The organism is Tessaracoccus bendigoensis DSM 12906, assembly GCF_900141915.1.
Lineage (GTDB): Bacteria > Actinomycetota > Actinomycetes > Propionibacteriales > Propionibacteriaceae > Arachnia > Arachnia bendigoensis.
The window spans coordinates 29,464-40,666 of record NZ_FQZG01000005.1; the positions used below are offsets into that span (position 1 = coordinate 29,464).

Genomic DNA, 11,203 nt, shown 5'->3' on the forward strand with positions numbered 1-11,203 from the left:
CTCACCTCCCTGCGCTCCCGGGGCTGGAGTGCCACAGCTTGCGCGGTGCTTCCGCAGCTCCGGTGCCAGCGGGCTTGATGTCGGAGTAGGGCGACTGTTTGAAACCGCTGGCATGCACCAGCACTCGCCGCTGCCCCATTCCGCCTGCACGGGTGTGGTTCTGCGGGTCTGGTGGCGGCTCGAAACCCTCGGGTGCGGGCTCCCCCTCCTCCGGCTCGGCAGCAGGATCCTGAACGGACCGACTCGGCTCCTTCCAGGCACCGACCAGACAATAGCCTTCTGGCACATCGTCGAGGATCGCGGTTACGTCCGCGACGGCCTCATCCTCGGTAGCACCCTGGTTTAGGGCGGCCCGCCACGCCTCATCCAAGATGCCCAGATCCCAGGCTCCGGTGGCGCGGATCGAGATACCCCGCGGCCCGGTACGCCGGATCTTGCCCCGGACCAGCAGCATCCAGGATGAGAACACGGTGGATGCGTACGGCCCCTGCACGTCCTCGAAGAAGGTGGTGTCGACGGGGCCGGTCGAGTCATCGAGAGTCAGGAAGATCACACGCCGCCCAGAACGCACCGGTGGGGTCTGCGTCGCGACCTTTACTCCTGCGACCAACACGTCGGCCTGGTTGCGGTGCTGCAACAGGACCCGGGAACTGGATGCACCGAGCGCGCGCAGCAGCGGCAGGTAGCGGCCCATGATGTGCTGGCTGGCGTCGAGCCCGAGGATCTCCAATTCGGCCTTGAGTCGTTCTTCGTCGTCCATTTCGGGCAGCCCGGTGACCCTGACGTCGGAGGTCGGTTCGTCGCCGTCCTCCTCGAAGTCGAGCGCGACCTGCACGGCCAGCGCGCGACGGTCGACCTGACAGCTCTGGGCGCGGGCGAGGTCGGCCGGGTCGTCCGTCGACACCTGACGTCTGCGCCCCTTCGCGCGCGCCGCGACCCGTTCGTCGGCCCTGCTCGCCCGGTGCAGGTCGGCGAGCGCGAGCAGCAGGTCGCGTCTGGTCACCCGGCCGTGCCGGGCGACGGAGGTGCTTCCTCCGATGCCGTAGATCCGGTCGAAGGCCCCGGCGAGGATGAGTCGCTCGACGACGGGCTCACTCACCCGGGCCCTTGCCCAGAAGTCGCTGAGCGAAACAAACGGTGCGCCCGCGACGATCCGCTCAATCTCGGCCTCCGAAATGCCCTTCACGTCTGCCAGGGACAACCGGATGCCCCAGCCGTCGACGTGCGGCAGCCCGTCCGTCGCCGACGGTGCCCCCATCGCGAAGTGTTCCGGCAGCCGCAGCTCTTCCTCGTCCATTTCCAGCCGTTCGGCACGGTACTGGCCAGAGCTGCGGTTGACGTCGAGCCCCAGCACCGCGATCTCCATCCGCCTGGCTTCCTCCAGCAGCAGCCGCTTCGGATACATGCCGGGGTCGTGCGTCAGGATGCCGGAGAGGAAGTGGGCCGGGTAATGACGCTTCAGCCAGGCCGACTGGTAGGTGGGTAGCGCGAAGGCCGCCGCGTGTGCCTTGCAGAACCCGAAGGAGGCGAACGATTCGAGGATGAACCAGATCTGTTCGACCAGAGGCTCGGCATAGCCCCGTTCGTCCGCCTTACGTGCGAACCAGTCCTTCACCCTGGCCTGGCCGTCACGGTCACCCAGCGCGCGGCGCACCTCGTCACCCTGTGCGAGGCTGCATCCTGTGACGGTGGCGATGATCTCGATGAGCTGTTCGTGGAAGACGACCACCCCGTAGGTCTGCTCGAGCGCCGGGATGAGGCTCTCGTGCAGATAGCTGGGCTGCGTCCAGCCTTGTCGACCTTCAAGGAACGGGGTGACCATGTCGGATTTGACCGGCCCGGGTCGGAACAAGGAGATGTCGACGATCAGGTCGTGGAAGTTCTCGGGCCCGAACTTGCCGACCAGTTCCCGCTGGCCGGGCGACTCGATCTGGAAGCAGCCGAGCGTGGCGCGGTGCGCGATCATGTCGTAGACGGCCGCGTCGTCGAACGGAGCGAGCGCGTCGATGTCCGGGGTTGGGCCCTCGGCCCCGGTTCGGCCGATCTCACCCAACGCATGTGCCATCGCCGACTGCATCCGGATGCCGAGCACGTCGAGCTTCAGCAGACCGAGGTCTTCCACGTCGTCCTTGTCGAACTGGCTCATCGGATACCCGCTGAAGCTGGCTTCCAGGGGGGTGCGCTGCCCGAGCGACGAGTCGCTCAGAATGACGCCGCAGGGGTGCAACGCGATATGACGAGGCAACCCGTCGAGCGACTCGACCAGACCGAACAGCAGTTCGAGGCGCTGCTCCCCCAGCCCAGCGGCACGCAGTTCGGGCAGGTCGCGCAGCGCGGCGCGGGCATCACGGGCCCGGATGTGCGGAAACGCCTTGGCCATCGCGTCGATCTCTACGGGGGGCAGGCTGAGCGCGGCGCCGACGTCGCGGACGGCATGGCGGACCCGGTACGTCTCGATCATGGCGACGCAGGCGACCCGCTGCCCGCCGAAGGTCGCCAGAATCTTGTCGTAGACCTCGGTGCGGCGGGCCGATTCGACGTCCAGATCGATGTCGGGCAACGCCTGCCTGAGCGGGGAGAGGAAGCGCTCCATGATGAGGCCGTAGCGGATCGGGTCGACCCCTGAGACGCCGAGCGCGTAGTTGACCAGGCTACCCGCGCCAGAGCCGCGGGCGGCGCAACGGATACCCAGGCCCCGGATGAGGCCGACGACATCGGCGACGGTGAGGAAATACGACTCGAACCCAAGCCTGCCGATCACGGCCAGTTCTTCGTCGAGCCGGTCGAACACCTCGCGGCCGGGGGACGCGTAGCGCTCGGAGACACCCGCCTCGCAGCGGGCCCGCAGCACCGACGGCGCCGCCTCGGGCGTGGTGCCGAGCGTTTCGAACTCCGGCAGCCGGATCTCACCCAGCCCGATGTCGCCGATCGGATCGAGCCGACAGCGCAGCGCGAGGCCGCGGGTGTCGCGCAGCAGGGAATCGGCGTCGGGTCGTCCCGCCAGCCGTGCCGCTTCTGCTGCTGCGACGCGCATGGCTTCGCCCGATTTGAGGTGGCCCTCGGCGTTACGCCGGTCGATGTTTCGCACGTCGAGCGGCACGAGGCGGCGCGCCGCGTCGAGCACGTCGACGGTGGCGCCCTGGCCTCGCTTGGCCATCCGCACCATGTTGGTCAGCACCACCGGCACCCCCATCGCGTCGGCCAGGTGGATGATGCCGCCGGCCTGGTGGGCTGAGGCGGGGCCGCGGCCGCCGGTGTGCTGGTTGGTGGCGGCCAGTACCAGGCCGGGCCCCAACTCGGAGCGCCACCGGCGGACTGCGCTCCTCGCGTCGTCGGGTCGACCGGCCGACACGAGCCCGCCGACCTCGGAATCCGCGCCGAGCAGGACGAACGCGTCGCGGCCTGCGCAGTGCTGCGCGATGGTTTCAAGCGTGACCACCGGGTCGGAGCGTTCACCGTTCAACTGGGCGGCGGTGATCAGGGCACACAGCACCCCCCACCCCGCACGCGAGGAGGCCAACACGACGGCGCGGGGCAGCCGTTCGTCGCGCAGCTGGCCCCCGCGGGCCGCGGCCGGGCGACGCGCGGTGCGCCACCCGTCCGGCCGGACGGCGAGGTCGACGCCGACGATGGGCGCGATTCCGGTCCGTAGGCACGACTTCGCGAACCGGACGGCGCCGTAGAGGCCGCCGCGGTCGGTGATCGCCAGCGAGTCCATGCCGTGCGCTAGCGCCTCGGCCACCAACTCACCCGGGTGGGAGGCGCCGTACTGGAAGGAATAGCCGGAGGCGACCCTGAGGTGCGTGAACGGCTCCATTACCCGGCCTCCGCCAGGATTTCCTCGCGTCTACGCAGCCAGCCGACGGCATCACCCATGAAGCCCTGGGCATCACGGATCAGATCGGCGGCGCCACGTTCGGAGACGAGGGCACCGGCCTGCACCGCGGCCACCGTCGGCGCCACGGCCGAGAAGAAGTCGGCCCACTCGGCGAGTTCGGGGGCAGCCGAGGTGAGCAGCCTCCAGACGTCGGAGCGCCCCCGCGCCCGGCCGGGAGCCGCCGCGATCACCGCGAGAGCCGCCTGTTGGGCCGACTGGTAGGCGCCGACGAAGCGGGCTGCGGGAGGCTCAGCCAATTCGGCCTCCAAAATCAGCCGTCGGCTGTAGGTGAGGTCGATCATCAGTCGAGCACCGCCTGGAGCACCCAGTCTTCGGCGTTGACGGTGCGGGCCAGTTCGTAGACCCCGCGCTGCCTGCCGTTGCCGGCCTCGACACGCCACACTTCTCGTTCGGCCAGCGGATCGGGCTCGACATCGTCGACGGCATCTCCGCGCAGTGCGCGGGCCTGACTCCCCGACCACCAGGGTGTGGCGCGGCTCCAGCGGCCCTGGATCTCCTTGACCAGCAGCAGCCGGTCGCGCCAGATGAACTGGCGTGGCTCTTCGGTGAAGAGCACGTGGATGGGTTCGTCATAGGTGCGCACGGTGGCCTCCGAGATCGTCCGACTACTTTGAAAACTGCTCATTCGACCCGTGCGCCGCGGCGGGTCGGCCGCGACGGGTGGACCGTGAGCCCCGGACCGGCGCAGGGGTCGAATCCACGCCGGGCCGGGGCGGCCCACCACCGAAATGCCTGTTCAAACCAGAGCTTCCGAACTAATCGAACAGGCGTTCGGACAAGAACCACTATATGCCTTCCCTCCGACAAGACGTCAAGCCCTATCCTTGGCGCCATGCTGATCATCCGGGGGGCCACGCTGGCGGGCGTCGCGGCCGCCGCACGGTTGGCGAGGTTGGGCCACGAAGTGACCCTCGTCACCGACGGCGACCAGGTAGGAGGGGCGGGGGCGCTCCCCGACGTGATCGCCGTCCCGGCCGCTTGGCGGGACGTGTTCAAGAAGTCCGGCGGCCACCTGCAGGCTGAACTGAACCGCGTCCACGTCGAGTTGGTCGAGGCCTTGCCGCGCGAATACGTCCTGGCGGACGGGTCGACCCTCCTCCTGCCGGGCGAGCGAGGTGCCCAGTACCGCGCGGTCGCCGAACGGTTCGGCGAGGCCGAGGCAGCCCGCTGGCGCGCTCTGGTCGACGACCTGGATGACCTGTGGCACGCGTACCGCCGCCACGCCCTCGAGGGCATCGCCCCGGTGGCCGATGCCCGGGACCGCGCCGCGCTGTGGCTCGACGTCACCGTCGGGCAGTTGGCAGAGCGGGTCGACGACCGTCTGGCGCCCATCGTGCTCGAGGCGGGCGGGTCGCCCGCCGCACCCGCCGTCGAAGCGCTCTCGCTGAGCGCCGAACGCAGGTTCGGGCGTTGGCGGTTGGTCGACGGGGATGGCGGTGCGCTGCCCGGCTCGCTGCTGCTCGACCTGCTGGCCCGCCGTATCGAGGAGCGTGGCGTCAGGCTGGTCGAGCGGTGCGAAAGCTCCCCCGACCTGGACGCGACCCTGCCCGACCGGCCGCTGCGTGCCGTCAGCGCGGAGGACTGGTTGACGCGGGTCCCGATCGTCGGTTCTGACGGCGTCGTGCGCGCCTCGGCCTGTTCACCGGCCGGCCCGGCCCCCTGGGCCGAGTTGGGCAGCGCGGCGCTTGCGGTCTACGAGTTGCACGAGCGGCTGACCGGCGAGGACTGCCGCCCCACCAACGTCGCCTTCAAGCTGCCCCGGCTCGCCTGACGCGCTCGGCGCAGGTGAGACTTTGAGCACTATTCCGGGTTCGTTTGCCGATTTGACGCCCAGTTACGGCGTGTCGCGGATCGAGTCCGGGATAGTGCTCAACGCCCACCCGACCCAGGCCCCACCTTCGGACGCGACAACCAACGCCACGCAATGAGCCCGACGGCGACGGCGACGATCCCGATCACCAGGGTGTCCGGCACCGCCGCACCGACCTCCCTCAACCAACCTTCCAGCCGGTACTGCCCGGTCGCGCCGAGCAGGCCGCCCATCCCGGAGGTCGCGTCGGTGAGCAGGAACAACAACCCGACGGCGACGAACAGCAGGCCCGCGACCATCCCGACCACCGACGTGCTGAACGGGCCGACCCTTAGCGGACGGGGCTTCAGCCGCTCCCCCAAGCTGAGCCGGTCCCACAGCAGGGAAAGTGCCAACAGAGGCACGACCATGCCAGCCCCGAAAGCGGCCAGTAGCAGAGCACCGTAGAGCGGGCTGCCGCCGGTCGCGGCGACGGTCAGGACGGCGCCGAGAAGGGGCCCCGTGCAGGCGCCCGCGAGCCCGTAGGTCGCCCCGAGCAACACCGCGCCGAGCGCCGAGCGCGGGTCGCCGCGTTGCCGCAGCCCCGGCACCGGGAGCCGGATCCCGAGCGCGGTGACCAGCCCGAACACGATCAGGATCGAGCCACCAACCAGCGACAGCGTCTGACGGTGCACCGTCACCAGCGACCCGAGTGCCCCCGCGCCCAGGCCGAGCGGCACCAGGGTGAGCAGCAGACCAAGATAGAACAGGGCCGTCCGGCCGAGCAGCCGGGCGCGGTTGCCGTCGAAGGCGTAGGCAAAGAAGGCAGGCAGAAGGAGCGCGGCGCACGGGCTGAGGATCGCCGCGACGCCGCCGAGGAACGCCCCGGCGTAACCGATCAACATCAGCCTTGCAGCGCGGCCTGCTGCTCGATCAACTGCTGAAAATACTCAAGTGGCTGGGCACCTGACAGGAACTGCGAGCCGACCACGAAGGACGGCGTCGAGCTCAGCCCGAAGCCCTGCGCCTCCTGGGAGTCGGCCTCGACTGCCTCCGCATGAACGGGGTCGGCCCAGTCCTGCTTGAACCGGTCGACGTCGAGCCCGAGGTCGGCGACGATGCCCAGCACCAGTTCGTCGGGGACATCCGGGTGCCCGTCGTTGGGCAGCGCAACGTATAGCTCGTGCGCGAACTCGAAGAACTTGCCCTGCACGCCCGCGGCACGTGCCGCCGTGGCGGCCTTGATGGATTCGTCACCGAAGATCGCGAGGTCACGGAACTCGACGCGCAGCGTGCCGTCGTCGATGAGGGGTTGCAGGTACGGGAGGGTCTCCTCCGCGAACACCGAGCAGAAGGGGCAGCGGTAGTCGGCCCACTCCGTCAGGACCACCTTGGCGTCGGTTCGCCCCATCGCCAGCGGATCGCCCTCCTGGCGCCGCGGCAGGTCCTCAAGAAAGAAGCGTTCCTGCTCCAACTGCTCGGCCGACTTGGCCGCCGAGGTATCGATGACGGCGGCCGGTTCGCTCGAGTTGTCCTTGGCACCCGGATCGGCCTGCGAGGAACCCCTCTGCAGCTGTGCAATCACCCCGATGAGGACGACGACCAGCGCGAGCAGTGCGACGATCGCGACCTTGTACCCGTTCCTGGTGGTGTTCGCGGGTGCGGTGGGCATGGGAATCAACTCAATCTGGCTAGGCATTGTTTCCTCCCACTCTGCCCTACCGCCTGACGCCGCCCCAAACCGGGGTCTACATGGGCAGGTGCCCGTCGTTCCGGTGTGCGCGGGCAACCGGAGACCCGGTCGTCGGATGTCCCCCCGTCAGAGGGCGCAGCGAGCCGACCATGGAACTGGGATCGTGCACGGCTCGACAGACCCCGACGCCTGGGTGGGTGGTTTCAAACGCTGTCACCGGCGAGGATGTGCCGGGCGGGGAGATCCAACCGCACGAGGCCCTCCGAAAATCGACCACTGGCCGATACTCAGCGCCAGACACACCAGAATCGACCACTGGCCGATTTTCGCGAGGCGGGCGAGGCCCGCAAGCCCCCTCACCCGACAAGCACTGGCCGATACTCAGCGCCAGACACACCAGAATCGACCACTGGCCGATTTTCGCGAGGCGACCGGAGGCCCGGACACGAGCGCGAACTGGGAGCGACCGGAGGCCCGGACACGAGCGCGAACTGGGAGCGACCGGAGGCTCGGACACGAGCGCGAACTGGGAGCGACCGGAGGCTGAGGGCGGCCGGAGGCTGGAAGCGGGCATGACCCCAGCGCGAGCCAAGCGCCCAGACGACCTCGGTATCGCCCCCACTTTCAAAAGGGACCGGTTCCGGGCGTTCACCGAGAAGTAGTAAGCTTGACTGTCTGTCTCAACCGAGGATGAGTGGTTTTGAGTAATTCGCGCGCTGACCTGAATCGCGAGATCGCCCTGGAACAGGCCCACGTGGACCGGGTTTACGACAACCTCAACGTGGCAACCGCCAGCGCAAAGTCACTGGCCGAATCCGGGCGTGAGATCTACGTCTCCGACCGCACCAGTTGGACGCGGGAGGAGGACAGCACCGCACTGTTCGAGCGCGACGCATTCGCCTATCAGGCGGCCAGACGACTCGCGATCCTCGACGCCGAGCACGAGGGGCTGGTGTTCGGCCGCATCGACCTGGCCGACGACGATGCGCGCTACATCGGGCGCATCGGCGTGCGCGACCGCGACTACGAACCCCTCGTGATCGACTGGCGGGCGCCCGCCGCCGAACCCTTCTACCGTGCCACCCCCACCGCACCGATGGGTGCGATCCGCCGTCGTGTGCTGCGCTGCCGCGACGACAAGGTCATCGGCCTTGAGGACGACCTGCTGGATTCGACCAGGGCGACGAACCTCCCCATCATCGGCGAGGGAGCCCTGATGGCTTCCCTCACGCGTGCCCGCGGCCGCACGATGCGCGACATCGTCGCCACCATCCAGGCGGAGCAGGACGAGGCAATCCGAGCCCCCTACCAGGGTGTGACGATCATCGCGGGCGGCCCAGGCACCGGAAAGACGGTCGTAGCGCTGCACCGTGCCGCTTACCTCCTCTACACCAACCGTGCGCGGCTCGAACGCGGCGGAGTGCTGGTCGTCGGCCCCACGAACGTGTTCATGAACTACATCGAGCGGGTGCTGCCCAGCCTCGGTGAGGAATCGGTGACCTTGAAGGCGATCGGCAGCGTCGCCAGCGACACCTTGGGCATGTCGAGCGAGCGGATGGACAACGCCGAGGCCGCCACCGTCAAAGGCAGCCTCGCCATGGTGAAGCTGCTGGGCGCCCTGGTTCGCACGCCGCTCAATGACCACCCGGAGGCACTTCGGGTGCGGGTCACGGTCAAGGGAGAGGTCCTCACCCTCGACGCCGACGCCCTGGCCAGGATCCGAGACCAGGTGCTGAGCCAGACGAAGCTGAACCGGGGTCACGACCTGGCGTTCAACCTGGTGGTGTCCGCGCTCAAGGCAAAGCTCCCCGAGGATGTCGAGATCTCGCCCGTGGAGCTCGACGAACAGGTCAGGGAGCACCCGAGCCTCACCCGCTTCATGGCCTCCTGGTGGCCAGCGCTCAGCGCGACCAGGGTTCTGGCGCGGCTCTCAGACCCCCGACTCACCCACCGGCTAGCGACGCAGTTCACGCCGCAGCAACGGGAATCGCTCTCCGGGTCCTACGCGTGGCTGCGCGGCTCCGAGTCCGACGCGGACACTGGGCGCGGCTGGTCGATCGCCGACATCGCACTCCTGGACGAACTCGTCCACATCCTCGGACCGGTGCCCGACGAGAAGGACCGGGAACTCGACCTTTTCGCCGAAGGCGAGGTCGCCGAGGTGCTGACCACCGCCGACCTGCTGCGCCTCGAACGCAGCAAGGACCCGGCGGAGGATCCCCAGTCGACCTACGCACACATCCTCGTCGACGAAGGCCAGGACGTCACCCCGATGCAGTGGCGGATGCTGCGACGCCGCGGGCCGCAGTCGTCGTGGACCATCGTCGGCGACCCGGCCCAGAGTTCGTATCCATTCCAGGACCAGACGACCAGTGCGCTGGACGAGCTGATCGGGAGGGCGAAACGCCGCACGTTCACCCTCTCGACCAACTACCGCTCCCCGAGCGAGGTGTTCGACCTGGCCGCCCGGGTCATCACCAAGGTCTATCCGGACGCCGAACTGCCCCGGGCCGTCCGCTCCACCGGCATCGAACCACTGCTCACCGGCACCGACTCCGCGGGGCTGCCCGGGGCGCTTCGCAAGATCCTGTTGGATCTGGCCGGCACCGTAAACGGCACGATCGGAATCATCACTCCGCCTTCCCGGCTACGGGATATCCAGTTGCTGGTGCTGGGCGACGAGCGGCTCCGTGAGTTCGAGGACCGGCTGATCGTGGTCACCGCCCTTCAGGCGAAGGGCCTCGAGTACGACGGCGTGGTGGTCGTCTCCCCGGACGAGATCGTCGCCGAGGCACCCGGCGGGGCGCGCGTCCTCTACGTGGCCCTCACCAGGGCCACGCAACGGCTGGTGACGCTCGACGTCGAGACCAGTCAGTGGCGCGGCCTGCTGGACTGAGTGGCCTCAGCCTCCATCTCGTCCTTGAGTTGCGCAAGCACCTCACGGGTCGCCTTCGACCGGTTCTGCGTGAAGAACTGCAGACCGGGCGCACCCGCGGCGAGCAGGTCGCGGCACATCTGGAGGGCTGCTCCCAGCCCGATCTCCCGTACCTCCTCCTTCGACCCGGCGGCACGCAGCCGCGCGACGAAGTCGGCTGGCAGGGGCCGACCCGAAAGGTCCGCGAAGCGTTCGATCTGAGTGATCACGGTCAGCGGCATGATGCCAGGGATGATCGGGACGTGGCAGCCGCGCCCGTGCATCCTGTCCAGCAGTTCTGCGTAGCGCTCAGCGTCGAAGAACAACTGCGAGATGGCGAACTGCGCCCCTGCCTCGACCTTGTCCTCGAGGATCGCGGCATCAAGTTCCGGATCGTTGTTCGCCTCATGGGGGTTGGGGAACGCGGCCACACCGACGCAGAAATCGCCTTGCTCCTTGATGAAGCGGACCAGATGCGTCGCGTTGCGAAGCCCGTCGGGGTGCGGCACCCAGTCGCCACCACCCGGCATGTCGCCACGGATCGCCAGGATGTTGGTGACCCCCACCTCACGGTAGGCGTCCAATGCGGCAGCGATCTCGGCCTTCGACTGGTCGACGCACGTCAGATGCCCAACCGTCAGAGGACCGCCCGAGGCCGCGATCCGTCTCGTGGCCCTGATCGTGCGATCGCGCCGCGATCCGTTGGCACCGTAGGTGACCGACACGAAGTCGGGCGCCAACGGCGACAGCGCGTCGACGGCGCGCCACAGGATCGGCTCATCCTCCTCGGAGCGTGGGGGGAAGAACTCGAACGAGAAGAGGGGCCCTTGGGCCGAACCGAGCAACTCGGCGACGGTCCCGGAGCGTGAATCGGGATGAAGCATGCCCCCACAATAGGGAATCGTTGCA

8 protein-coding genes are annotated in these 11,203 nt (G+C 68.6%); 2 read left to right on the top strand and 6 right to left on the bottom strand.

What is annotated here, in order from left to right; genetic code table 11:
- Position 1 precedes the first annotated feature (1 nt).
- The 3 genes from BUC15_RS01250 to BUC15_RS18950 are packed head-to-tail and all read right to left on the bottom strand — an operon-like array spanning position 2 to position 4,523.
- Positions 2–3,817, bottom strand: coding sequence for a DNA polymerase III subunit alpha (locus BUC15_RS01250; RefSeq protein ID WP_073185680.1), 3,816 nt, complete (start codon positions 3,815–3,817; stop codon positions 2–4).
- Positions 3,817–4,179, bottom strand: a complete 363-nt coding sequence (locus tag BUC15_RS01255; RefSeq protein ID WP_084189262.1) for an SAV_6107 family HEPN domain-containing protein — start codon at positions 4,177–4,179, stop codon at positions 3,817–3,819. The genes BUC15_RS01250 and BUC15_RS01255 overlap by 1 nt, the downstream gene beginning before the upstream one ends.
- Positions 4,179–4,523 (bottom strand): DUF6504 family protein, encoded by a 345-nt coding sequence (locus BUC15_RS18950; protein WP_342741706.1) that lies wholly within the window; start codon positions 4,521–4,523, stop codon positions 4,179–4,181. Before BUC15_RS18950 ends, BUC15_RS01255 begins: the two co-directional genes overlap by 1 nt.
- Positions 4,524–4,730: 207 nt before the next feature.
- Between BUC15_RS18950 and BUC15_RS01260 the strand changes: the two genes are divergently transcribed.
- Positions 4,731–5,669, top strand: a complete 939-nt coding sequence (locus BUC15_RS01260) for a phytoene desaturase family protein (protein ID WP_073185682.1) — start codon at positions 4,731–4,733, stop codon at positions 5,667–5,669.
- 98 nt (positions 5,670–5,767) lie between these two features.
- Here BUC15_RS01260 and BUC15_RS01265 read toward each other — a convergent pair whose 3' ends face one another.
- On the bottom strand, positions 5,768–6,592 hold the full coding sequence (locus BUC15_RS01265) for a cytochrome c biogenesis CcdA family protein (protein WP_073185684.1): 825 nt from the start codon (positions 6,590–6,592) through the stop codon (positions 5,768–5,770).
- On the bottom strand, positions 6,592–7,386 hold the full coding sequence (locus BUC15_RS01270; RefSeq protein WP_084189263.1) for a DsbA family protein: 795 nt from the start codon (positions 7,384–7,386) through the stop codon (positions 6,592–6,594). The genes BUC15_RS01265 and BUC15_RS01270 overlap by 1 nt, the downstream gene beginning before the upstream one ends.
- Positions 7,387–8,080: 694 nt before the next feature.
- On the opposite strand from BUC15_RS01270, the gene BUC15_RS01275 reads away from it, so the two are divergent.
- Complete coding sequence (locus BUC15_RS01275) at positions 8,081–10,276, top strand: HelD family protein (RefSeq protein WP_073185688.1); 2,196 nt, start codon at positions 8,081–8,083, stop codon at positions 10,274–10,276.
- Here BUC15_RS01275 and BUC15_RS01280 read toward each other — a convergent pair.
- Positions 10,252–11,178 (bottom strand): methylenetetrahydrofolate reductase, encoded by a 927-nt coding sequence (locus tag BUC15_RS01280; protein ID WP_073185689.1) that lies wholly within the window; start codon positions 11,176–11,178, stop codon positions 10,252–10,254. The genes BUC15_RS01275 and BUC15_RS01280 overlap by 25 nt on opposite strands.
- Between the last annotated feature and the right edge of the window lie 25 nt (positions 11,179–11,203).

Excerpts from the sequence above, each read along its gene's own strand:
- BUC15_RS01250 (WP_073185680.1), bottom strand. The coding sequence starts at position 3,817 with ATGGAGCCGTTCACGCACCTCAGGGTCGCCTCCGGCTATTCCTTCCAG.
- BUC15_RS01255 (WP_084189262.1), bottom strand. The coding sequence starts at position 4,179 with ATGATCGACCTCACCTACAGCCGACGGCTGATTTTGGAGGCCGAATTG.
- BUC15_RS18950 (WP_342741706.1), bottom strand. The coding sequence starts at position 4,523 with ATGAGCAGTTTTCAAAGTAGTCGGACGATCTCGGAGGCCACCGTGCGC.
- BUC15_RS01280 (WP_073185689.1), bottom strand. The coding sequence starts at position 11,178 with ATGCTTCATCCCGATTCACGCTCCGGGACCGTCGCCGAGTTGCTCGGT.
- BUC15_RS01270 (WP_084189263.1), bottom strand. The coding sequence starts at position 7,386 with ATGCCTAGCCAGATTGAGTTGATTCCCATGCCCACCGCACCCGCGAAC.
- BUC15_RS01260 (WP_073185682.1), top strand. The coding sequence starts at position 4,731 with ATGCTGATCATCCGGGGGGCCACGCTGGCGGGCGTCGCGGCCGCCGCA.
- BUC15_RS01265 (WP_073185684.1), bottom strand. The coding sequence starts at position 6,592 with ATGTTGATCGGTTACGCCGGGGCGTTCCTCGGCGGCGTCGCGGCGATC.